Source organism: Weizmannia sp. FSL W8-0401 (genome assembly GCF_038009125.1).
Taxonomy (GTDB): domain Bacteria; phylum Bacillota; class Bacilli; order Bacillales; family Bacillaceae_C; genus Weizmannia; species Weizmannia coagulans.
Genome location: NZ_JBBPAG010000001.1, coordinates 2418719 through 2442470 on the forward strand (window position 1 = coordinate 2418719; position 23752 = coordinate 2442470).

The 23752-nt window shown below is 45.9% G+C and carries 15 protein-coding genes, 16 tRNA genes, 3 rRNA genes, 1 pseudogene and 1 riboswitch; of the genes and pseudogenes, 4 read left to right on the forward strand and 31 right to left on the reverse strand.

Annotation, left to right across the window (positions count from 1 at the left end; all coding sequences use genetic code 11):
* Positions 1-331: 331 nt before the first annotated feature.
* Entirely contained in the window at positions 332-1375 is a 1044-nt protein-coding gene (locus tag NSU00_RS11915; protein ID WP_237348447.1) for a sensor histidine kinase, read from the forward strand.
* Entirely contained in the window at positions 1347-2033 is a 687-nt protein-coding gene (locus tag NSU00_RS11920; protein ID WP_237348448.1) for a response regulator transcription factor, read from the forward strand. The genes NSU00_RS11915 and NSU00_RS11920 overlap by 29 nt, the downstream gene beginning before the upstream one ends.
* Before the next feature lie 179 nt (positions 2034-2212).
* On the opposite strand, the gene NSU00_RS11925 is transcribed toward NSU00_RS11920, so the two are convergent.
* The 11 genes and pseudogenes from NSU00_RS11925 to NSU00_RS11975 all read right to left on the reverse strand — a co-directional run bounded on the left by NSU00_RS11925 (position 2213) and on the right by NSU00_RS11975 (position 13744).
* On the reverse strand, positions 2213-3232 hold the full coding sequence (locus NSU00_RS11925; RefSeq protein ID WP_237348449.1) for a thiazole biosynthesis adenylyltransferase ThiF: 1020 nt from the start codon (positions 3230-3232) through the stop codon (positions 2213-2215).
* Positions 3229-3996, reverse strand: coding sequence for a thiazole synthase (locus NSU00_RS11930; protein WP_237348450.1), 768 nt, complete (start codon positions 3994-3996; stop codon positions 3229-3231). The genes NSU00_RS11925 and NSU00_RS11930 overlap by 4 nt, the downstream gene beginning before the upstream one ends.
* A gap of 1 nt (position 3997) precedes the next feature.
* Positions 3998-4201: a sulfur carrier protein ThiS gene (gene thiS, locus NSU00_RS11935; RefSeq protein WP_237348451.1), complete on the reverse strand. Its 204-nt coding sequence runs from the start codon at positions 4199-4201 to the stop codon at positions 3998-4000.
* Between the two features lie 10 nt (positions 4202-4211).
* The gene (thiO, locus tag NSU00_RS11940) at positions 4212-5339 is read right to left on the reverse strand and encodes a glycine oxidase ThiO (protein ID WP_340703717.1); all 1128 of its coding nucleotides are present in this window, start codon (positions 5337-5339) and stop codon (positions 4212-4214) included.
* Entirely contained in the window at positions 5323-5928 is a 606-nt protein-coding gene (locus NSU00_RS11945) for a thiamine phosphate synthase (RefSeq protein ID WP_340702879.1), read from the reverse strand. The genes thiO and NSU00_RS11945 overlap by 17 nt, the downstream gene beginning before the upstream one ends.
* Before the next feature lie 130 nt (positions 5929-6058).
* Positions 6059-6168, reverse strand: a riboswitch (TPP riboswitch).
* 269 nt (positions 6169-6437) lie between these two features.
* Positions 6438-7664 carry an MFS transporter gene (locus NSU00_RS11950; RefSeq protein WP_237348453.1) on the reverse strand — a complete coding sequence of 409 codons (1227 nt, stop codon included), beginning with the start codon at positions 7662-7664 and terminating at the stop codon, positions 6438-6440.
* Positions 7665-7785: 121 nt separating this feature from the next.
* Positions 7786-9171, reverse strand: coding sequence for an MFS transporter (locus tag NSU00_RS11955; RefSeq protein ID WP_133537499.1), 1386 nt, complete (start codon positions 9169-9171; stop codon positions 7786-7788).
* A 530-nt stretch (positions 9172-9701) separates the two neighbouring features.
* Positions 9702-10585: pseudogene (locus NSU00_RS11960) on the reverse strand (DMT family transporter).
* Between the two features lie 421 nt (positions 10586-11006).
* Entirely contained in the window at positions 11007-12134 is a 1128-nt protein-coding gene (locus NSU00_RS11965; protein ID WP_133537497.1) for a zinc-dependent alcohol dehydrogenase family protein, read from the reverse strand.
* Positions 12135-12525: 391 nt separating this feature from the next.
* Positions 12526-12607 (reverse strand) — tRNA-Leu (locus NSU00_RS11970).
* Positions 12608-12724: 117 nt separating this feature from the next.
* On the reverse strand, positions 12725-13744 hold the full coding sequence (locus NSU00_RS11975; RefSeq protein WP_133537495.1) for an LLM class flavin-dependent oxidoreductase: 1020 nt from the start codon (positions 13742-13744) through the stop codon (positions 12725-12727).
* A gap of 176 nt (positions 13745-13920) precedes the next feature.
* Here NSU00_RS11975 and NSU00_RS11980 point away from each other — a divergent pair, with 176 nt between their 5' ends.
* Positions 13921-14385 (forward strand): DUF421 domain-containing protein, encoded by a 465-nt coding sequence (locus NSU00_RS11980; protein ID WP_237348454.1) that lies wholly within the window; start codon positions 13921-13923, stop codon positions 14383-14385.
* Between the two features lie 242 nt (positions 14386-14627).
* Here the strand turns inward: NSU00_RS11980 and NSU00_RS11985 are convergent.
* From NSU00_RS11985 to NSU00_RS12075, 19 genes are all read right to left on the reverse strand, one after another.
* A tRNA-Leu gene (locus NSU00_RS11985) sits at positions 14628-14709 on the reverse strand.
* Positions 14710-14718: 9 nt separating this feature from the next.
* Positions 14719-14792 (reverse strand) — tRNA-Cys (locus tag NSU00_RS11990).
* Positions 14793-14797: 5 nt separating this feature from the next.
* Positions 14798-14872: transfer RNA gene (locus tag NSU00_RS11995), tRNA-Gly, on the reverse strand.
* Positions 14873-14875: 3 nt separating this feature from the next.
* A tRNA-Gln gene (locus tag NSU00_RS12000) sits at positions 14876-14947 on the reverse strand.
* 8 nt (positions 14948-14955) lie between these two features.
* Positions 14956-15031: transfer RNA gene (locus NSU00_RS12005), tRNA-His, on the reverse strand.
* An 8-nt stretch (positions 15032-15039) separates the two neighbouring features.
* Positions 15040-15113: transfer RNA gene (locus NSU00_RS12010), tRNA-Trp, on the reverse strand.
* A 7-nt stretch (positions 15114-15120) separates the two neighbouring features.
* Positions 15121-15202 (reverse strand) — tRNA-Tyr (locus tag NSU00_RS12015).
* A gap of 8 nt (positions 15203-15210) precedes the next feature.
* Positions 15211-15286 (reverse strand) — tRNA-Thr (locus tag NSU00_RS12020).
* 3 nt (positions 15287-15289) lie between these two features.
* Positions 15290-15365: transfer RNA gene (locus NSU00_RS12025), tRNA-Phe, on the reverse strand.
* Between the two features lie 20 nt (positions 15366-15385).
* A tRNA-Asp gene (locus NSU00_RS12030) sits at positions 15386-15461 on the reverse strand.
* Positions 15462-15473: 12 nt separating this feature from the next.
* Positions 15474-15547: transfer RNA gene (locus NSU00_RS12035), tRNA-Met, on the reverse strand.
* Positions 15548-15556: 9 nt separating this feature from the next.
* Positions 15557-15632: transfer RNA gene (locus NSU00_RS12040), tRNA-Val, on the reverse strand.
* Positions 15633-15643: 11 nt separating this feature from the next.
* Positions 15644-15718, reverse strand: a tRNA-Glu gene (locus tag NSU00_RS12045).
* 13 nt (positions 15719-15731) lie between these two features.
* Positions 15732-15821: transfer RNA gene (locus NSU00_RS12050), tRNA-Ser, on the reverse strand.
* A gap of 4 nt (positions 15822-15825) precedes the next feature.
* Positions 15826-15900 (reverse strand) — tRNA-Asn (locus NSU00_RS12055).
* Between the two features lie 7 nt (positions 15901-15907).
* Positions 15908-16023: ribosomal RNA gene (rrf, locus tag NSU00_RS12060) — 5S ribosomal RNA — on the reverse strand.
* A gap of 412 nt (positions 16024-16435) precedes the next feature.
* Positions 16436-19367 (reverse strand): 23S ribosomal RNA (locus NSU00_RS12065).
* 319 nt (positions 19368-19686) lie between these two features.
* Positions 19687-21242, reverse strand: a 16S ribosomal RNA gene (locus tag NSU00_RS12070).
* The 16S, 23S and 5S rRNA genes sit together here with 15 tRNA genes alongside, the layout of an rRNA operon.
* A gap of 216 nt (positions 21243-21458) precedes the next feature.
* Positions 21459-22331 carry a nucleotidyltransferase-like protein gene (locus NSU00_RS12075; protein ID WP_013860246.1) on the reverse strand — a complete coding sequence of 291 codons (873 nt, stop codon included), beginning with the start codon at positions 22329-22331 and terminating at the stop codon, positions 21459-21461.
* Positions 22332-22470: 139 nt separating this feature from the next.
* On the opposite strand from NSU00_RS12075, the gene NSU00_RS12080 reads away from it, so the two are divergent.
* Positions 22471-22830 (forward strand): YgzB family protein, encoded by a 360-nt coding sequence (locus NSU00_RS12080; protein ID WP_445684491.1) that lies wholly within the window; start codon positions 22471-22473, stop codon positions 22828-22830.
* Positions 22831-22953: 123 nt separating this feature from the next.
* On the opposite strand, the gene budA is transcribed toward NSU00_RS12080, so the two are convergent.
* Positions 22954-23703: an acetolactate decarboxylase gene (gene budA / locus NSU00_RS12085; RefSeq protein WP_019720807.1), complete on the reverse strand. Its 750-nt coding sequence runs from the start codon at positions 23701-23703 to the stop codon at positions 22954-22956.
* Positions 23704-23752: the final 49 nt, after the last annotated feature.

Below are 23752 nucleotides of genomic sequence, written 5' to 3' on the forward strand. Positions count from 1 at the left end.
TAGCAAAGGATGTGATGTAAAAAAAGGTTTTTTTGAAGTTATCCACAATTTTAAAAAAGAAATTTGCAAATTCGGCTCTTTTTGACTTTGAAAGCAGAAAAAATAGATGGAAAAATTTTCTAAATGTGGATAAGTCATTTTATCATAAAACATCTAAAAATTGATGAATTTACTCTTCAGAACTGTGATCGTGTCTTACATCTTGAAGATGGCAAGCTATTCTGGTAACATTAATAATCAGGGCTGTCAAGCAATCTTGGCGGTCCTCATTTTTTCAGATTTGACCTATCTTTTTTATAATTAAGGCAATAAACATAAGCAGGTGAAAACCTTGTCGATAAAGAAACGATTAATTTTTTCAAATATAGGGATGGTCGTTATTCCGATTATTGGTATCTTATTAGTAGAAATCATATTGGGATACTTTTTATTTGTGGTTTTTAACGGGAATCCCCACGGCACGGATTTAACCCTATTCATTAGTTTCCGATTTATTGCAATGGCCCTAATACTAGTCGTAACAAATGGATTACTAACTTATTATGTTTCCAAAAGCATTCTCATCCCCATCAAAAAACTGTCCATTGCGGCAAAGAAAATCAGTGAGGGTGATTTAGAATATAGTGTTGAATCCAATAAAAGGGATGAACTTGGTGAGCTTTGTAATACATTTGAAGGAATGCGTCTGAAACTTAAAGAAGCAAAGGATGCTCAGATACAATATGAACAAAATAGGCAGGAGCTAATTGCAAGTATTTCTCATGATTTGAAAACACCCTTAACCTCCATAAAGGGCTATATAAAAGGAATTCAGGATGGAGTGGCAAATACCCCGGAAAAGTTAGAGCGTTATCTGAACATCATTTATAAAACGGCAAATGATATGGATGGACTCATTGATGAATTATTTCTATATTCCAAGCTGGATTTACATCGACTACCATTCCATTATGAGGAGGTAGATCTGTACCCTTTTTTCGCCGATTTTGTTGATGAATTGGCATTCAACCTGGAAAAAGAACAAGGTACTGTAACCCTTATTGCAAATAAGAATGATTCCTATATAGTGAAAGCTGACAGAGATAAATTGAAACGTGCTGTTACAAACATTATCCAAAATAGCCTGAAATATATGGGGAAGAGTGATAAAAAGATCCAGGTACTGTTATTATCCAAGTCCAATGAGGTCATTGTAGAAATAAAGGATAATGGCATCGGCATAAGGAAAGAAGATATGCCCCATATTTTTGAAAGTTTTTACCGTATCGATACTTCGAGAAACTCTTCCACTGGCGGCAGTAGGAAAAGGGACAAGTATTTATTTCAAACTAAAAAAGGTGATGTAAATGCCAAAAATATTAATCATCGAGGATGAACGAATAATTGCAGAATTGGAACGGGATTATTTAGAGGTTAATGGGTTTGAAAGTGATATTGCTACAACTGGTGAAAAAGGATTAGAACTAGCAATGACGCAAACCTATAACCTTATTCTATTGAATTTAATGCTTCCTGGAATGGATGGATTCGAATTGTGCAAAAAGTTAAGAGAAACATTGGATATACCCATATTGATGGTAACAGCTAGAAAGGAAGATATAGACAAGATTAGGGGATTTGACCGAGGTGCTGATGATTATATCGTAAAGCCATTTAATCCGAATGAATTGGTAGCAAGGGTAAAAGCACATATTTCAAGATATGACCGTCTAATTCATCGTGAACATCAACAAGATGACCTCCAAATAAGCGGCCTTCTTATCCAAAGTGAATCAAGGCGGGTAATAGTAAATGGAGAAGAGAAAACATTGACCGCTAAAGAATTTGACTTACTACAATTTTTGGCGACAAACCCGAACATTGTATTCAGCAAAGAACATTTATTTGAGCGTATTTGGGGATATGACTCAATTGGAGATACCACAACAGTCACTGTTCATATTAGGAAAATCAGAGAAAAAATTGAGGAGGATCCTTCTAATCCAAAATTCATAGAGACTATTTGGGGTGTAGGTTATCGGTTTAAAAAATAGATTAGACCAGAACGCACCTAGGAAAGGATTGAAGAACGCTTGAAACCTTGTCGCATAAGGGGTGGGATCCTGGTTGTCCCTATTTAGGACACCATTTTATTTAGACAATCAATGGCCTCATTGATCAGACCCCTATAAGGCTGCGGTCCAAAATCAATTTGGATCGCAGCCGGTAGCCTTTAACCTAACAACTTATGATAAATCGATTTAGCCTCAGAAATATCCTTTGCTCCGTGAATCAAGACCCTGCCATCTTTAAAAATGATGATTCGGTGCGGACCTGTACGATAGGATAGAAGATAAGGATTTCGCTGAACAGTTCCCCCTTGGTTTGAAAGTATTCTTTCTAAGGTTTCTAAATCACGTGTGACCGGAGAGGGGGGGCGTATTTGAACAGTATCTCTTCCACATAGCATTGTCGTTTTTGTTTGGTTTTCAAATGTCAAAAACGGGTAGGAGCGGTTGTTTCCACAAGAAGGGCAATCTTCTTTCTTTAATTTGTCTACTTTTATTGTACGATGTTGATTTTTCCATAAATCAAACGAAACGAGTTTATTTCGCAATGATTCCAAGTCACCAACCAAAATTTTTAATGCCTCAGTGATTTGATTGGCAGCAACCATATTAACTGCCGGACCAATAATACCAGCAGTATCACAAGTTACCCCTCCAAGTGGTACTGTTTCTAACAAACAAGAAAGGCAGGGAGTCTTTTCAGGAATAATCGTATAGGAGACTCCATAGCTCCCGACGCAGGCACCGTAAATCCATGGCACTTTGTACTTCTGTGCTATGTCGTTTATCATCATTCTGGTTTCAAAGTTATCTGTCCCATCGATTATAAGGTCCGCTTTCTGTGCCCATTTCTCAAGTTCTAACACAGAAGCATCTGCGACGACTGCCTCGATGGACACGGAGGAGTTGATGGACGTTAAACGATTTTTGGCCGCAATTGCTTTTGGCAGTCTTTTTTCGGCGTCTTGTTCAGTATATAATTGCTGCCGCTGTAAATTTGACCACTCTACATAGTCCCGGTCCACAATCGTTAGTTGACCAATACCAGCACGTACAAGCGCTTCCGCATTTGCGGAACCAAGTGCCCCAGCTCCTATGATGAGGACATGTTTCGTTGAAATCTTTTCCTGCCCGTCTTTTCCGATTGGAAGGAAGAGCACTTGGCGTGAGTATCGATTATTCACCCGATGCTCATTCCTTCCATTGGACTGCTCGCAGCGGCATAGCGTTTTTTCTCGATACGGCCTGCTTCAAATCCTAACCGTCCAGCTTCGATTGCTAACCTCATGGCTTTTGCCATTTTAACAGGATCAGTTGCTAGTGACACCGCCGTATTTAATAAAACGCCATCGGCACCTAATTCCATTGCCAAAGCCGCATCGGCAGGCGAACCAATTCCAGCATCCACTATAACCGGAACGACAGCTTGTTCAATGATAAAACTTAAGTTAACTGGATTAAGGATGCCTTGACCAGACCCGATTGGAGAGGCACCTGGCATAACGGCGTGACATCCAATCTCTTGAAGCTTTCTGGCTAATACAACATCGTCTGAGGTATAGGTGAGGACAATGAACCCCTCTTTTACCAATTCTTCTGTAGCTTTAAGGGTTTCAATTGGATCTGGCAGCAAAGTTTTGTCACAGCCAATGACTTCCACTTTAATCATGTCGCATAGACCCGAAGCTTTTGCCAGTTTTGCAATTCGAACCGCTTCTGCTGCTGTTTTGGCACCAGCCGTATTCGGCAACAGGGTATACTTTGAAGTGTCCAACTGTTCTAAAAAGTTCGGCTGATTTGGTTCAAAAATATTCATCCGCCGAACGGCAAATGTAAGGATTTCCGTTTTCGAAACTTCAACCGCTTCTTTTTGGATTTCATAGCTTGGATATTTTCCAGTTCCAAGCAATAAACGAGAATGAAAGGATAATGGACCAATTTTTAACATATCATCCGCCTCCTACAAAATGGACAATTTCAATTCGATCTTTATCAGATAATCTAGTACGCTGGTGTTCTGTCCTTGTTAATATCTCTCCGTTGATTTCGACAACGACGACTTTATCATGAATTTCGTAGTATTTAAGTAAATCTGTGACAAATACAATCTGTTCTGGTAATGAAACGGACTCACCATTTATTGTAATAACCATTATAGACCTCCTAATGAACCTTTTGCTTGTTTCGATCAATCCTGAAAGCGGAGAGAAGCGTATCATCTGGATGGCCTTCCAATAAATCAGCTATCAGTTGACCAGTAACCGGGCTTAATAAAATACCGTTACGGTAATGCCCCGCTGCAATAAACAATCCCTTCTTAAACGGATGTTCTCCTATGTACGGGAGGCCATCCCCTGTTTGCGGCCGAACACCTGCCCATGCTCGTTCCCACTTGGCATCTTTTATTTGGGGAACCAATTGGATCGCTCTCTCTACTAATGAAGCAATTCCCCCAAGCGTCACTTTTTTATCAAACGTATTTTCTACCTGGGTAGCACCAATAAAGATTTCACCATTCCGCTTTGGTACAAAGTAGCATCTCTTATCGGAAAAAATCGTTCTCTTCAGGATAGGGGTATCAGATTTAACGGAAAAGCATTCGCCCTTTACCGGATAAACCGGCATGTCTATCCCTGTATCCTTCATCAACTGTGCTGACCATGCTCCCGTTGCAAGGACAACCTGATGGCAATGGATGTCACCGGAAGTCGTTTTAACCCCAATGACACGTTCCCGTTCATAGATGAACGAGAGGACTTCCGTGTTTTCAAGAATTTCCGTTCCAAAATGAATCGCTGCCTTTGCAAAGGCCTTCGATAAGGTTGCCGGCATGACGTGGCCATCATTAGGAAGATACATGCCACCAACGATGTTAGAGGAGAGGGACGGCTCCATTTCCAAACATTCATGAGAATCAAGCCACTTTATGGCTGGATCCCAATTTTGCTGGAAGGTCACCTGTTTTTTTACTTCCTCTGCGATAGCATCGGTTTCGGCAATTTTTATGATCCCTTTTTGGTCAAACTCTATATCGATTCCAGTCATTTCATACAGTTCGTTTGCAAGTTCAGGAAACATAGCTTGGCTTTTTAAAGCGAATTGGAACAGTGGACCGTCTTGTTCTATCTCCGCTTGTGCCGCAAGCATTCCCGCTGCCGCACTAGAGGCTTCACATGCTAATTGTTTCTTCTCAATTATGGCTACTTTTCTTCCTCTTTTTGAAAGTTGATAGGCGATAGAACTTCCGTTAATTCCGCCGCCTATCACGACAACATCAAATGTACGCGTCAATTTTTCCATCTCCATTTATTAAGGCATTGTAGTAATCCTTAACTGCTGATAAAGGATCACGAGCCTCAAGTATTCCTGACATGACGGCAATCCCTTTTGCACCAGCGTGAATAACACTTTGGGCATTTTCTGGCGTTATACCGCCAATCGCAATCACCGGTATGTCTAGTTGTGCCACTTTGGCTAATTGTTTTAGCCCCTTGGGTATCTTTCCGGGCTTTGAGCCGGAAAAAAAGATGTGGCCGAACAAGACGTAATCCGCACCATCCCGATTGGCTTTTACGCCTTCACGATAGGAATGAATCGATCGGCCAACTTTAAGAAAGGGAAACATGGTTTTGACAATCGAAGTTTCCAAGCTATGAAAGGCTAGCTGAACACCAGCTGCTTTCGCTGCCAAAGCGACATCTACCCGGTCATTAATGATCATTTTGGATAGGGGAATGTTTTGCGCTAGATACTCAATTATCTGGTAAAGTTCCCGTGCCGTTTTTTGTTTTTCCCGTATGTGGATGGCCGTTACGAACGGGTGAATATCGGTTAATATTTCATGTAACTGTGCAACGGGCATTTTGCCATTCGAGATCACATGTAATTCTTTAATACCGTTAGAAATTTAGCTCACCTCCTTGGAAAATTTCCACATAAATGAACCTAATGAAAAACAAAAAAGCCACTTTCTTCGGTAAGAAAATGGCTGATGATTTGAAAAGAAATCAAATATCCTGTTTCCACTTTCCTACGCTGGTATTACCCAGATCAGGTTCATAAGAGTCCCGAAGTATACTTCGATCTCAGCCTTTTAAAAAAGGCACCTCTAGCGGATGACTTCGTGTATTAAATTGTAAATATTGCCTATAGTTTAATAATACCACATATCTAGAAAAGGTCAACAATTTATATAGGCAGTTTGTCTTCTTCCATGCCCGGAAATAACTGTAGTAGACAAAGGCAGGTCCCGTGAAGCAAAATGTCTCGATAGAACATCGAGTCTTTTTTCAAGTATATGATAAAATCATCAAGTCCCCTGTCTTCCGGTCTGGCATTGAGTTGAGAAACTTCAAATGCACCGTGCAAAAACCTTATTACTCAATTATGTTAACTAGAAAATCGTTCCTTCTCCGGGTTCATTTTTCTTATAGACCGATCTAATAGTGGAATGAGGGCAACAAGGATAAAGCTTATTCCGCCAACTGTAGCAACCATTTTATATCCAAAAATCTCAGCCAAAGGAACTGCCATCACCTGACCAATGGGGATTGTAATAAAAGCTCCTAAGTCATCAAAAGCAAGTACCCGTGAAAGTTTATCACGTGGAATCGCTTGCTGTAATGTTGTATCCCAGCCGATTCCAGAGATCGTTTGTCCAACCCCCGCGATTGCTGTAACAATTAATAAATAAGGTAATGCGAATCCTTGGCCAAGGACGATCAGAGGTATTCCACCGAAAGCAACGGCAATCAAACTGTCCCGAAGAGGATACCGGAGTTGTAATTTCAGCATCACTAGACTAGCTATAAGAAGACCCACTGCTTTTATACTTAATGTTAGACCCCATCCAGTTGAACCAATGGTATTTTTAGCAATAATGGGTCCAAGCACTTGCCACACACCCATTTGGACTGCATTTATTAAAGCAAAAGCTCCCGTTATTAACCAAATCCAACGACGCCTTCGAAAGTAACTCCACCCCTCGCGCATTTCGTGCATGAACGAAGTTTTCGAAACAACAGGATGTGAAGGAATATGAACTCTACTCATAAAAATAGAGGCGATAAAAAAACTAATCGCATCAATTGCAATCCCCCATCCTCCTCCGAAAATTGCTACTAAAGTCCCTGCAAGAGCAGGACCAACAATTTTAGATGCACTCCGTGATAAATTTAACAGTGAATTAGCTTGTTTGATATGTTTTCTTTCCACCAATTCAGGGATAATACCTCGCATTGCAGGGGAAGTAAAGGCTCCTAATATACCATTTATAATTGCCAATGGGAAAATCGTATATGGATTTCCGCCTGCAAGGACGATAATGGCAATCCCCATTTGAGAACATCCGGAACCGAGGTTACTTAGGCGTATTAATTTATCTCGTCTGTAACGATCAGCAATACTGCCGCCGATAACCAGCATCAAAATATTAGGGAGAACCGCAGCCGCAAGTATATACCCCAATAGATGTTGGCCCTGCTTAACTTGAAGAATTGCAAAAGCAAGAGAAACAGGAGTCATCGCACTTCCGAATAAAGAGACTGTTTGCCCTAAGAAAAACCACTTGAACTTTTCACTAAGTGATAAAGTATTAAATATTGACTGATTTCTCAAGGCGAGCCCTTCTTTCAATTGTTATCGGATAGGACCCCTTTGTATGAGACTTTCTTTTGGTAAATGTCTGATCACTTTTCCAGCCATCAATATTCTGCTTGCCTGTATATTCTTTTTCATTTTAAAGGTGGACCCTGGTTTTCCCAAACAGTTGCGGTTCAGATAGACTCTCTATATTTTCGAGCGAACGTCCTGTCGTTTTTGGCGCCAGTAGTGCGATATCCAATACGACAATCAGCATTGCTATTGCAACAATAATAAACATCGCTGTTGCACCTTCATTTTCCAGTACCGGGAGCAGCATAAACGGCATAAGGCCGCTCATAATACGGCTGATGCTGTATGCCATTCCGGTAGCACTCGCACGGATTTCAGTTGGAAAGATTTCCGCCTGCAGTACGTGGAAAGCATTTGAAAAGATATTGCTGCAAAGTGTATAGGCAAATCCAAATACAATGACCAGAAAAGGCGAACCGCCGATTCCAAATAAAACGCCAAATACACCCATACAAACAGCGGAAAAGCACACCAGCCATTTACGGTCCATTTTTTCGATAAGCGGAACAGAAAGTAATGATCCGAGCGGGTAGCCGATAAATGACAAGGCGATATACTCCAGTGAATGCGTGACAGTGTAGCCTTTTGATGCGAGTACAAGCGGCGCAAGCGTCCCAAAGCCGTAGTAGCCAATCGTTTGGAAAATTTGAAAAATGTAAAGCATGACCGTACTTTTCCATAATCTTTTTTGAAAGACAGCACTCAAAGTACTTCCCTTTGGCATTTGGTCTGCAGGCTCAGGTTGTAATTTTGAAACCATCCCGGCCTCTTTCTTTCCTTTCTGAAATCTCTCCAGTAATGCAACTGCTTCCTGCATTCTTCCTTTAGTGGCAAGCCAGCGCGGAGATTCCGGAAGCGTACGCGCCGCCATCAAGACGAAAACACCCCCTGCCGCCCCAAGCAGGAACACCCATCTCCATCCATCCAATCCCATGGGGCTTAAAGGCACAAGGACACGGGAAAGAAATCCTTCAACAGGAACGGCGAGAAAACCAAGCGTATACGCCCAGGCAATATATTTCCCGCGTTTTACCGACGGAATCAATTCGCTTAAATATGTATCACATAACGCCGGCTGCGCGCCCAGACCCATTCCTGCCAGGAACCGGAAAAAGATGACCGTGACGACATTCGGGCTAAAGGCAATGAAAATAGTAAAAAGACTATAAATGCCGATATTTAGCATAAAAGCCCGCTTTCTGCCGTAACGGTCTGCAATATGGCAAAGGAAAATAGCCCCGATAAACATCCCCAAAAAGCTGGAGCCCAGCAGCAAAGGCATGAGCGAAGCCGAGACATGAAATTCTTCACCTAATACACTGGAGAGCACACCTGCAAGAAATAACTCAAAAAACTCGAAAAATAATCCCATTCCAATTACCGCGGTTGCCCGTTGTTGCACTTTTCCTACTGACAGCCTGTCCAACTGATGTCCGATCGTCTGATTCAACGGTCATACCTCCCTGAATTGTCATTTTCTTTAGCTGAATGAAACTTCAACTTAATTGAAGCGGTTGCTAATATTGTATGGATTTCTAACATTGCAAAAATTAAATATCTCTATATTAGTATTTTTTATTCAGCTCGTCAACCCTTTTTGCAGATTTTTTAGAGATTAAAAAAAGTTGAACCTTCTATTTTTGGCAATCAACAGGTATCCCAAATGGAAGGCGTGAAAGCGAAATGCAACAGCAATATTCGGGGTCCCATAAACGATTTCTTATAGCAAGCAATCCTTTAAAAAAGCGGAGCTGCACAGAAAAAGAACATGTATTGTGACCGGTAAAATGATGGTGCAGCTCGGCCATGTGAAAAATTGCCACGATTGCGGGCGGTGGTTGAGATGGCAAAAACAGATGTGCAGCTCGACGATGTGAAAAAGTGCTGCCGATTTTTTGCCCATAAACAATCCAACCAACAGCCCCCCCAAAAAAACAACCGATTCCATCCCTTGGATCAAACTGCGGATAAGAATCCAATTTATACTTGTCTTTGTGTTGCCGGGTCTTCCTGGCTGTTTTTTCTTACTGTATAGGAGACAGCTAAAAAGATGATGGCGATGCCGGCTGCCTGTATATAGGACGGTGCGAAACCAGTGATGAGAATATCAAGTAAAATGGCAACACACGGATCAAGATAAGAAAGGGCTGAGATGACGGACGTGCGCAAAAATCGGATGCTGCCATAAAACAGCAAATACACGATACCGGTATGGATGACACCTGTCAGCAAGCTGAATGTCCAGTTTCCGGGAGTCAGCCCAGTGTATTTTGAAAAATCGACAAAAGGTGTCAACATGATAATCCCAATGAATGTTTGCAGAAACGTGACGAGGTATGGCTTGCCTGTTTGATCCTTGTGCCGATCATCACGGTACACGCATAAAAAATCGCCGCACAAAATGCGTAAACCGACCCAAGCAGGAGAACGTGGCTGAACGCAGAGGAAGCTGTTACGGTAATCATGATGGTGCCGATAAAGGCCGCCAAAGTGGCAAGCAGTCCGCCCCATTGGAATTTTTCCCGGAACAACGTCCAGCCTGCAACGAGCACAATGAGCGGAGCTGTATTGTAAATGGAAATTGCGACGGTGACAGAAGTTTTTTCAAACGCCAAAAACAAGAAAAGCCAGTTGATAACAAGCGTAACACCGCCGCCTAAAATAAAGAGCATCTCTTTTATATTCCAGCGCTCTTTTTTGTACTGGCCGGTTGCAAGCCAGTAAACGGCTAAGATCGCTGAAGCACTCACACAGCGGACGAAAACAAGCTCCAGTGCGGGCAGACCCGTATACTTAGAGAAAAATCCGATTGAACCAAAAATCACCATTGAGATGCTCAGTTTTAAAAATGCCGATTTATTCATGAAAATAGACCTTCTTTTATGTATAAAGTCGTATTTTCAGTATAATTTGCATTAAAAAAATTGTAAATAAAAGGCTTGGCACGCTGCGCTGCGCCAAGCCTTTTGTAGACCACGTATACGACCTGCCGTCATCCTCCTCAAAGCGGATGCTGACGGTAAACGGATCAATACTGTATTCCTGCTCAAACCATTTGCAAATCGCAGGATTCAGTCAGGAAATCAAAAATTTTGTCGTTTTATAAAACGAACAAAATATCCTAGCTCTGTTGTCTGCTGTAACAAGTCGTCATCATGCAAATGGGTGCTCGGGCTTAATGTTAAAACTTAAGTTCATTTATAGCTGCTTGAACTCTTCTTTTAATGTGTTCTTAACATGGGGGCCACATTAGCGGCACGGGGCACGTTTTTTGGCAATCATCTTTTAGTCGAACCGAATCATGATTCTGGATGAGTCCCCTTTGGCCAATTTGTCGAAACCCTCATTTATCTCATCCAAAGAAATGACATCACTTACCAATTCATCCACTGGCAAGCGGCCGTTTTTAAAAAGCCGGATATAATTTGGAATATCCCTTTCCGGAACACAACTACCGATATAGGAACCTTTTAGCGTCCGTTCCTCGGCCGTCAGCGTTACATAAGGGAAAGAAAAATGATGTTTTGGATCCGGTAGTCCTGTCGTAACGGTTGTGCCACCGCGCTTGGTGATGCCATATGCCGTTTCCATCGCCGGGACTGCACCTGCCGTCTCAAAAACAGTATCCAGTCCCCCGCCAGTTGCTTCACGTATTTTCTCAACAACATCTGGATCTTTGGAATTAAATACATCTGTTGCCCCAAACCTTTTTGCCAACGCAAATTTATTTTCATTGACATCTACTGCTACTACACGGCTCGCCCCTGCTGATACAGCCCCGATTAAAGCGCTTAATCCGACGCCGCCCAAACCGACAACCGCAACTGTGCTACCCAACTTAATCCGGGCTGTATTCACGACTGCCCCGACTCCCGTTATGACAGCGCATCCAAAAAGGGCAAGCTTTTCAAACGGAATCTCTTTTTCAATCTTAATCAAAGAACGACGGGACACAACAGCATATTCTGAAAAAGCGGATACGCCGAGATGGTGCCTGATGTCTTCACCATTTGCATGCAGCCGGATGCCGCCCCCTGGTAAAGTGCCTGCCGCGTTTGAAGCCGCACCCGTTTCGCATAATGCAGGGCGTCCCTCCTTGCACGGCAGGCATTCGCCACAGCTTGGCACAAACACACAAACAACATGGTCACCCGGTGCAAGATCCGTCACGCCTTCACCGGTTTTCACCACTTCACCGGCAGCCTCATGCCCAAGAGCCATCGGTAAAGGCCGGGGTCTGCTGCCATTTATAACAGATAAATCCGAGTGGCACAAACTGGCCGTCTTCATCTTAACAAGCACTTCCCCTTGTTGCGGTTCATCGAGCTCCAATGTTTCAATTTTAATCGGTTTGCTTGCTGCATATGGCATAGCAGCACCTGATTCCCGTAGTACAGCAGCTCTGATCTTCACTCTCACCCATCTCCTCTGAAATTCGTTATGTATCAGCGCACTTGAACGGTTTTCAAAGTCTACGAATATCACTTATATGCTTTGTGTAAGGCGAATTGGGATTGCTGAACAAATCCGGAACGCCCGGAACTAGCGGGTATCGTACTTCATAACCTTGATAAGAGTACTGATTTGTGTATACATTCACTATTATCAAATTCTTTATTTTATTTTACGGCTGAATCGTGAAAAAAACAAATAAACAGCCTTTAGTAAACGCAAACCGAAATTCATCCCTTTCCTTTTACCCTTCACACGATTGAAGAGAGTATCTTCTACCGGAAAATGAAAAAACGCTCCTTACGGTATTGTAAGGAACGTTTCACCGAAAAACTGAAATGCGATCTTTTGATACCGGTGGTCGGGGTCGAACCGACACTCCCGAAGGAACACGATTTTGAGTCGTGCGCGTCTGCCAATTCCGCCACACCGGCATGATCCTATGAACCGCAAACAAAGCTGTTTGTTATGTCACTTTTATAATTATATCCAGATCGTAAAAAATGTCAATAACCATTTTGTGAAAAAGGGAAGCAAAACAGCTTCCCTCTTCAGGCATGACCTTCCTTCAGTTCACTTAGGATCTCATAAGACCGCAGCCGCTCTTCATGGTTGTAAATATGCGATACAAACATCAACTCATCGACCTGTGTATCATCCAAAAATTCTTCCATTTTCTCTTTGATTGTCTGTTTTGAACCGATAAAAGCATATTCAAGCTGACGCAATGCCGCTTCTTTTTCAAACGGGGTCCAAATCCCGTTCATGCTATCGACAGGCGGCTGCAGCGTCTGCGATTTGCCTCGGATAACGCCGAGGAAAAACTGGTACAGGCTTGTTGCGATTCTTTCTGCTTCTGCATCTGTGTCAGCTGCTACGCCATTCACACACGCAATCACATATGGCTTTTGCAAATACTTGGACGGTTTGAAGTTCTCCCGATAAAGGTATAAAGCATCAAACAATTGCGCTGGTGCAAAATGGCTCGCAAACGCAAACGGCAGACCGAGCCTCGCAGCAAGTGTGGCACTGTATGTACTTGATCCAAGAAGCCAAACCGGAACATCCACCCCTTCTGCCACGACGGCCCGTGCATAAGTCCTGCGTTCTTTATCCGAGAGAAAATAGTTCATCAGTTCTTGGACATTATCCGGAAAATCCATTTCCCCGCCCTTTAAATTTCTTCTGAGCGCCGCAGCTGTCAATTGGTCCGTACCAGGCGCACGGCCAAGGCCGAGATCTATTCTGCCTGGATAGATAGAACCCAGTGTTCCAAACTGCTCAGCCACGACAAGCGGTGCATGATTTGGAAGCATCACCCCGCCAGACCCGACACGGATGGTTTTCGTCCCTGCCGCTATATACCCGACTAAAACAGCCGTTGCAGAGCTGGCTACTCCAACCATATTATGGTGTTCCGCGAGCCAGTATCGTTTGTAGCCCCAATTTTCAACATGCTGTGCCAGGCTCAGGCTATTTTTAAACGAATCTGCCGGTGTCTTTCCAGATAAAACAGGGATCAAATCTAAAACCGAAAATGCAACATCATTTAACTTTTTTTGACTACCCATTGTCCGCTTCCTTTCCTTCTACTCGTGAAGATAGATCTATTGTAAAATAACAGATTCCCAAAACAAAATGATTTGCCTAACCTGTCCGGTGTATCCCATGATTAGAACGTTCGTTTATGACACTGATTTTAAGGGAAAATGCAAAAGAAAAAATCATCTAAAAAGAAGGTTCAACGATGCAAATCAGTATAGATTTATTAAAATTGATCATGGGCTTTCTTGCGCTCATTTTTTGTCTAAAATGTACCGGTGCCAAAAGTATTTCAAACCTTACGCCAATCGACTTCATCTGGAGCATTATGCTGTCTGAAATCGTCGGCAACGGCCTTTATGACCCAAGTGTAAAATGGTACTACATTCTCGCCATGCTTTCTGTTTGGGTCATCATTAAACTCATTTTTGATAGCCTCATTTACCGCTATGACAAACTGGAAAAATTCCTTATCGGGGATAAAACGGTGATTATCGATAAAGGAAAAATTAACAACGTCGTACTAAAAAAAAATAAAATTGATATGAATCAACTGTCAGAGTTATTGAGAAAGCAGGGCGTATTTTCGCTTGATGAAATTGACCAGGCCTATCTTGAAAAAGATGGGACGGTTACGGTGAAAAAAAGAAAAGACAACCCTAGTAAATAGTAGGCTGCCCAGCTCTTGTACTCATTATAAAAGGAAAATCTAAGATAGTATTTCCAAACCTTTCTTATTAGATCAATTCCCTTTTTGTACAAGTTAAAAAACTGTAGATACCCACAAGTGTACGCTTTCAAGCAGCTGCTTAAATGGCCTCGGCTTCAATAATATAATTGCAATAAAAAACGCTTCTCTTTATCTTGAGAAGCGTTCCGTTTGGCATCAGCTTTCAATGTAATACTGTGTTATACCGGTGGTCGGGGTCGAACCGACACTCCCGAAGGAACACGATTTTGAGTCGTGCGCGTCTGCCAATTCCGCCACACCGGCACAATATGATGGAGGCGGCAACCGGAATCGAACCGGTGATAAAGGTTTTGCAGACCTCTGCCTTACCTCTTGGCTATGCCGCCATCAATGGAGCGGAAGACGGGATTCGAACCCGCGACCCCCACCTTGGCAAGGTGATGTTCTACCACTGAACTACTTCCGCATACTGGGCCAGCTGGATTCGAACCAGCGCATGACGGAGTCAAAGTCCGTTGCCTTACCGCTTGGCTATGGCCCAATCAAATATGGGGCGGATGGTGGGAATCGAACCCACGAATGCCGGAGCCACAATCCGGTGCGTTAACCACTTCGCCACAACCGCCATCATAATGGCAGGGGCAGTAGGAATCGAACCCACACTGGAGGTTTTGGAGACCTCTGTTCTACCTTTAAACTATGCCCCTTTAAAAATGGAGGGGGACGGATTCGAACCGCCGAACCCTGAGGGAGCGGATTTACAGTCCGCCGCGTTTAGCCACTTCGCTACCCCTCCATATTGCGTGGTGCCGGCCAGAGGACTTGAACCCCCAACCTACTGATTACAAGTCAGTTGCTCTACCAATTGAGCTAGACCGGCCAATGGTGGCTCGGGACGGAATCGAACCGCCGACACAAGGATTTTCAGTCCTTTGCTCTACCGACTGAGCTACCGAGCCGCGATTATGTAAAATACAGATGGCGGTCCCGACGGGAATCGAACCCGCGATCTCCTGCGTGACAGGCAGGCGTGATAACCGCTACACTACGGGACCTTTATATGTAAATTGCGGGGGCAGGATTTGAACCTGCGACCTTCGGGTTATGAGCCCGACGAGCTACCAGACTGCTCCACCCCGCGATGATAAAATGGTGGAGGATGACGGGATCGAACCGCCGACCCTCTGCTTGTAAGGCAGACGCTCTCCCAGCTGAGCTAATCCTCCAAATATGTAAATGGTGACCCGTACGGGATTCGAACCCGTGTTACCGCCGTGAAAGGGCGGTGTCTTAACCGCTTGACCAACGGGCCATATGGATCATGACGGAGAGCAAGGGATTCGAACCCTTGAGACAGCTTTTAGCCGCCTACACGATTTCCAATCGTGCTCCTTCGGCCTCTCGGACAGCTCTCCATTATGGCTCCGCAGGTAGGATTCGAACCTACGACCGATCGGTTAACAGCCGATTGCTCTACCACTGAGCTACTGCGGAATATCGGGCCCGGCAGCGTCCTACTCTCGCAGGGGGAAACCCCCAACTACCATCGGCGCTGGAAAGCTTAACTTCCGAGTTCGGGATGTGTTCGGGTGTGACCTTTCCGCCATCATCACCGGACCTTAATGACAAGAAATAGTATAACACAGTTGCTGTTATTTATCAAGAGAAATAATTGTATTCCCTGAAAACCGGATGGGAGAAAAAACTGTAAACGGAGAATGCGTTTCTGCTTCTAACTTTGAGAATTGTCCAGCTCCAGCGCCTATCGGCTAGTGAACTTCCCGTCCCCCTTTCCTACGATAAGCGGGCATCGACTCGCCTTTAGGGCTCGTCGTGTTTCCTTTATCTCAGGCGGGGGCCTTGAAGTTCATACGCCGATGACCAAGGCGCTTCCGCTTTTCTATTGTCTAGCTCCGGTGCCTAGCCCCTCGAGGTCGAATCACCTGCCCGTCACGGAGCCAAAAGACGGCTCCATGCCGGTCAGAACATTCGCTTGTCGGGGCTAAACAAGGCACCTTCGCTTTTCTATTTGGTTAAGTCCTCGATCGATTAGTATCCGTCAGCTGCACGCGTCACCGCGCTTCCACCCCGGACCTATCAACCTGATCATCTTTCAGGGATCTTACCAGTTAAACTGTGGGAAATCTCATCTTGAGGGGGGCTTCATGCTTAGATGCTTTCAGCACTTATCCCTTCCGCACATAGCTACCCAGCGATGCCTTTGGCAAGACAACTGGTACACCAGCGGTGCGTCCATCCCGGTCCTCTCGTACTAAGGACAGCTCCTCTCAAATTTCCTGCGCCCGCGACGGATAGGGACCGAACTGTCTCACGACGTTCTGAACCCAGCTCGCGTACCGCTTTAATGGGCGAACAGCCCAACCCTTGGGACCGACTACAGCCCCAGGATGCGATGAGCCGACATCGAGGTGCCAAACCTCCCCGTCGATGTGGACTCTTGGGGGAGATCAGCCTGTTATCCCCAGGGTAGCTTTTATCCGTTGAGCGATGGCCCTTCCATGCGGAACCACCGGATCACTAAGCCCGACTTTCGTCCCTGCCCGACTTGTAAGTCTCGCAGTCAAGCTCCCTTATGCCTTTACACTCTGCGAATGATTTCCAACCATTCTGAGGGAACCTTTGGGCGCCTCCGTTACCTTTTAGGAGGCGACCGCCCCAGTCAAACTGCCTGCCTGACACTGTCTCCCACCCCGGTAAGGGGTGCGGGTTAGAATTTCAATACAGCCAGGGTAGTATCCCACCGATGCCTCCGCCGAAGCTGGCGCTCCGGTTTCCAAGGCTCCTACCTATCCTGTACAAGCTGTACCAAAATTCAATATCAGGCTGCAGTAAAGCTCCATGGGGTCTTTCCGTCCTGTCGCGGGTAACCTGCATCTTCACAGGTACTATAATTTCACCGAGTCTCTCGTTGAGACAGTGCCCAGATCGTTACACCTTTCGTGCGGGTCAGAACTTACCTGACAAGGAATTTCGCTACCTTAGGACCGTTATAGTTACGGCCGCCGTTTACTGGGGCTTCAGTTCAGAGCTTCGCCTTGCGGCTAACCCCTCTCCTTAACCTTCCAGCACCGGGCAGGTGTCAGCCCCTATACTTCGCCTTGCGGCTTCGCAGAGACCTGTGTTTTTGCTAAACAGTCGCCTGGGCCTATTCACTGCGGCTTCCCGGGGCATACACCCCAAAAAGCACCCCTTCTCCCGAAGTTACGGGGTCATTTTGCCGAGTTCCTTAACGAGAGTTCTCTCGCTCACCTTAGGATTCTCTCCTCGCCTACCTGTGTCGGTTTGCGGTACGGGCGCCTTTCACCTCACTAGAGGCTTTTCTTGGCAGTGTGGAATCAGGAACTTCGGTACTTTAATTTCCCTCGCCATCACAGCTCCGCCTTGGCGCGAAGGATTTGCCTCCGCACCGGCCTAACTGCTTGGACGCGATCAACCAGTGTCGCGCTTGCCCTATCCTCCTGCGTCCCCCCATCGTTCAAACGGTGAAGAGGCGGTACAGGAATATCAACCTGTTGTCCATCGCCTACGCCTTTCGGCCTCGGCTTAGGCCCCGACTAACCCTGAGCGGACGAGCCTTCCTCAGGAAACCTTAGGCATTCGGTGGAAGGGATTCTCACCCTTCTTTCGCTACTCATACCGGCATTCTCACTTCTAAGCGCTCCACCGGTCCTTCCGGTCCGGCTTCAACGCCCTTAGAACGCTCTCCTACCACGGACACCAAACGGTGTCCATCCGCAGCTTCGGTGATACGTTTAGCCCCGGTACATTTTCGGCGCAGCGTCACTCGACCAGTGAGCTATTACGCACTCTTTGAATGATGGCTGCTTCTAAGCCAACATCCTGGTTGTCTAAGCAACGCCACATCCTTTTCCACTTAACGTATACTTTGGGACCTTAGCTGGCGGTCTGGGCTGTTTCCCTTTCGACCATGGATCTTATCACTCACAGTCTGACTCCCAAGCATAAGTTTTTGGCATTCGGAGTTTGTCTGAATTCGGTAACCCGATGAGGGCCCCTCGTCCAAACAGTGCTCTACCTCCAAAACTCTCCGCTTGAGGCTAGCCCTAAAGCTATTTCGGAGAGAACCAGCTATCTCCAAGTTCGATTGGAATTTCTCCGCTACCCACACCTCATCCCCGCACTTTTCAACGTGCGTGGGTTCGGGCCTCCAGCAAGTGTTACCTTGCCTTCACCCTGGACATGGGTAGATCACCTGGTTTCGGGTCTGCGGCCTCATACTCTTTCGCCCTGTTCAGACTCGCTTTCGCTGCGGCTCCGCTTCTTCAGCTTAACCTTGCATGAGACCGTAACTCGCCGGTTCATTCTACAAAAGGCACGCCATCACCCGTTAACGGGCTCTGACTACTTGTAGGCACACGGTTTCAGGATCTCTTTCACTCCCCTCCCGGGGTGCTTTTCACCTTTCCCTCACGGTACTGGTTCACTATCGGTCACTAGGGAGTATTTAGCCTTGGGAGATGGTCCTCCCGGATTCCGGCGGGATTCCTCGTGTCCCGCCGTACTCAGGATCCACTCGGGAGAGAACGAAGTTTCAGTTACAGGGCTTTTACCTTCTCCGGCAGGCCTTTCCAGGCCGCTTCACTTACCCCGTTCTTTTGTAACTCCCATATGAGTGTCCTACAACCCCGGAAGGCAAGCCTTCCGGTTTGGGCTGTTTCCTGTTCGCTCGCCGCTACTTGGGAAATCGCAATTGCTTTCTCTTCCTCCGGGTACTGAGATGTTTCAGTTCCCCGGGTGTGCCCTTCCTGCCCTATGGATTCAGGCAGGAATCCTGTCCGATTAAAGACAGGGGGTTTCCCCATTCGGAAATCTCCGGATCAAAGCTTACGTACAGCTCCCCGGAGCATATCGGTGTTTGTACCGTCCTTCATCGGCTCCTAGTGCCAAGGCATCCGCCGTGCGCCCTTTCTAACTTAACCATAAAAGGTTTAAATCCAAAAATAAGCGATTCTCGGTTTACTTGGTTTATTTCTCCTATCCGGTTTTCAAAGAACACATACTGAAGGATTGGACCTTCAAAACTGAACAAAACGGAAACGCCAAACTTAATTTCGGAAAACCGAAGGTTTTCCTTTTATGTCTAGCTCCGGGCGCTATCGGCTAGCGTATTTCTACGTCTTCTCCCTACGATAAGCGGGCATCGATTCGCCTTTAAGGCTCATCGTGTTTCCTTTATCTCAGTCGAAGACTTCGAAATCCGTACGCCGATGAACGAGCGCCCTACGCTTTTCCCCTTAGAAAGGAGGTGATCCAGCCGCACCTTCCGATACGGCTACCTTGTTACGACTTCACCCCAATCATCTGTCCCACCTTCGGCGGCTGGCTCCGTAAAGGTTACCTCACCGACTTCGGGTGTTACAAACTCTCGTGGTGTGACGGGCGGTGTGTACAAGGCCCGGGAACGTATTCACCGCGGCATGCTGATCCGCGATTACTAGCGATTCCGGCTTCATGCAGGCGGGTTGCAGCCTGCAATCCGAACTGGGAATGGTTTTCTGGGATTGGCTTAACCTCGCGGTCTCGCAGCCCTTTGTACCATCCATTGTAGCACGTGTGTAGCCCAGGTCATAAGGGGCATGATGATTTGACGTCATCCCCACCTTCCTCCGGTTTGTCACCGGCAGTCACCTTAGAGTGCCCAACTCAATGCTGGCAACTAAGGTCAAGGGTTGCGCTCGTTGCGGGACTTAACCCAACATCTCACGACACGAGCTGACGACAACCATGCACCACCTGTCACTCTGTCCCCCGAAGGGGAAGGCCCTGTCTCCAGGGAGGTCAGAGGATGTCAAGACCTGGTAAGGTTCTTCGCGTTGCTTCGAATTAAACCACATGCTCCACCGCTTGTGCGGGCCCCCGTCAATTCCTTTGAGTTTCAGCCTTGCGGCCGTACTCCCCAGGCGGAGTGCTTAATGCGTTAGCTGCAGCACTAAAGGGCGGAAACCCTCTAACACTTAGCACTCATCGTTTACGGCGTGGACTACCAGGGTATCTAATCCTGTTTGCTCCCCACGCTTTCGCGCCTCAGCGTCAGTTACAGACCAGAGAGCCGCCTTCGCCACTGGTGTTCCTCCACATCTCTACGCATTTCACCGCTACACGTGGAATTCCACTCTCCTCTTCTGCACTCAAGCCTCCCAGTTTCCAATGACCGCTTGCGGTTGAGCCGCAAGATTTCACATCAGACTTAAGAAGCCGCCTGCGCGCGCTTTACGCCCAATAATTCCGGACAACGCTTGCCACCTACGTATTACCGCGGCTGCTGGCACGTAGTTAGCCGTGGCTTTCTGGCCGGGTACCGTCAAGGCGCCGCCCTGTTCGAACGGCACTTGTTCTTCCCCGGCAACAGAGTTTTACGACCCGAAGGCCTTCTTCACTCACGCGGCGTTGCTCCGTCAGACTTTCGTCCATTGCGGAAGATTCCCTACTGCTGCCTCCCGTAGGAGTTTGGGCCGTGTCTCAGTCCCAATGTGGCCGATCACCCTCTCAGGTCGGCTACGCATCGTTGCCTTGGTGGGCCGTTACCCCGCCAACTAGCTAATGCGCCGCGGGCCCATCTGTAAGTGGCAGCCGAAGCCGCCTTTCCTTTTTCCTCCATGCGGAGGAAAAAACTATCCGGTATTAGCCCCGGTTTCCCGGCGTTATCCCGGTCTTACAGGCAGGTTGCCCACGTGTTACTCACCCGTCCGCCGCTAGCCTTGTTAAAAGCAAGCTTTCAACAAGGCCCGCACGACTTGCATGTATTAGGCACGCCGCCAGCGTTCGTCCTGAGCCAGGATCAAACTCTCAGTAAAGATGTTTGATAAAAGCTCAAAAAGAATTTGACGTTTCGTTTTGTCCAGTTTTCAAGGAACAATCTGTTTTAACAGCAACTAAATTATTGTACCATAATAATGAAGCCTTTGTCAATAACTTTTTTACCTTTCGTCGTTGGTCTTTCAAGTTCATCAGCGACGTATATAACTATACCAAGTTATTTATTATACGTCAATACTAAATTTGATATTTTTTTATTGTTTTTTTGGAACCCGGTACCGCCTATGGAAGATTTCAGGCCCTTTTGTCGGCACTGTAATTTCTTCAATCATATTTTTTTCAATTAAAAATTCAAGCAGAACAGGCAAATCAATACTGTACGATTGAAGGCCGGGGTGGAAAAGCAGTTCATCAATTGTCCATTCTTCCCGTTCTTCCATCAGTTCCAGTAAATGCTGGGCGCCAAACGGTGTCTTCGAATAAATATGGAATTCACTCGCAAGAAAGAGCAGTTCCAGGCGTTTTTCCAGCGACTCTTCACTTGTTACCAGTTCTTCGTACAACTTAAAGATTTGCAGATCAATTTGCTTTACCTGGTTCCAGACGGTTATTTCCGGGTGAAAACCGTTTTCGATTACCGCGAGCCTGGCGAGATGGTGCAAGGCGTGGATGATGTGGTTATAGGCATCGAGGTACTGGCGCTGTTTGAAGAAGTCTTTTCCGTTTAAATACCGGCGGATCAATTTGGCAAATTCCGTTCCGATTTTGACCTTTCGTTCATGAAACGGAAAATCCCTTACTTCATCTTTTAAGCGTGCCATGTACTCATTCCGGTCAAATAAGATCAGCCCTTCTGTAATCCATTCGAAAATATTGTTGTTTGTCCCGTACAGCATCCACTCTTTCAACTGGTCCTCTGCCACGACATATAAGGCGGCTTTTTTGTCTTCATAGCGATAATGCTTGACGTAGAGCGGCTGGTCCTGCTCTTTGACAATGATGAAGAGAATGGCGTCGAACAAATTGGTTGCAGCATCTTCATCCGGCTTTTTTTCAATATACAGGACGGAAAGGGTATTCGGAAGGCTTGCCCTTTCCTGGTAAATCGGCCTTAAAATGTCTCTCATGCATCATTCCTCCATCATGCTTTCTATGAACGTATTTCTGCAAATCCCGGGGAATCCCCTGCAAATTTTCGCAACAAATTTCAGTATATTGCATTCCTTCTTTTTTCGCCAGTTATGTTATATTAAAAAGAAAGGGGGAATGGTGTTGGCGAAGTATTCAAGCAAAATCAATAAAATTCGGACATTTGCCTTAAGCTTGATTTTTGCCGGATTTATTGTCATGTATATCGGGCTGTTTTTCCGGGCACATCCGGTTGTTGTGACCCTTTTTATGCTGTTCGGCCTGTTCTTTATTTTATTGAGCACAGTGGTTTATTTCTGGATCGGCATGCTCTCGACAAAAGCAGTGCAGGTTATATGCCCGGGCTGCGGCAAGCCGACAAAAATGCTGGGACGGGTGGATATTTGCATGCATTGCAATGACCCGCTGACACTGGATCCCGAGCTTGAGGGAAAAGCGTTTGACGAATCATACAACCGTAAGCGGTTGCAGAAGTGACAGGCCGGATTAGCAGCTGAAAAGGCCGGGTAGAAAAAACCCAGGCATATTCAGGCAAGACCCGCCCCATTTGAAGAAACCCGCATCCGGTTTTCGCCGGATGCGGGCCGTCTTCGCCTTTGTTCAGCCTTCTGTCTTTTCCAGTTCTTCTGCCAGATTGGCGCGGGAAAGGTTCGCATTTAAAAAAGCGTCTGTTTCCGGAAGTTCCAGATGCATATGCGCTTTTTTGCTGATCCGGATTGTCCCGTAGTCAAGCACATAGTCAAAGACATGGCCGCCGCCGGTGCGTTTGTCGTCAATAAAATGGAGGTGGAAGCCGGCGACCGCGATTCCTTGCGCAAACATCGGCGTCCAAAAACCGGCAAGCGTTCCCTTTGTATTTTCAAACGAGTAAACCGGCTGGGATTTCACCGCTTCTGTCATGGGGACTGGTTTTTCCTGGTAGGAGACGGTTCTTGTGTTCATTTTTTTAAAAACACCGTCCACACGAATGGCATAAAATAAATTTTCGCTGCGGACGAGGTCTTTGATCAAGTCTTCCAGTTCCGGTTTTGCAAGGGGGCCTTCAGTTGTATAGGTGATATCCTCCGAAAAATGTGCAAGCGAGCAAAACGGTGACTTGTCTTCAGGCTGTACGCGTTTTGCCGTCCCGTCCTTCAGCTGATAAAATGCATTGTCAAACGCAATCAATTCCCCGTCTAAATGGTTGAAAGTGCCGATGCCGAAATCGCCGAACTTTTTCAATTCAGCAAACGTCTTGTCGCTTTCGTATACGCCGTCAAGAAGCGATGTCATTGTGGACAATTGGTATACTTCATCGGTCCGGCTTGTTGAAATTTGCTCTGCATTTTGATTTTCTGCAGCAGTACGCATGGTAAACCCCTTCTTTCTATCTGTATCCTGAAAATTTTTGCCGGCGAGG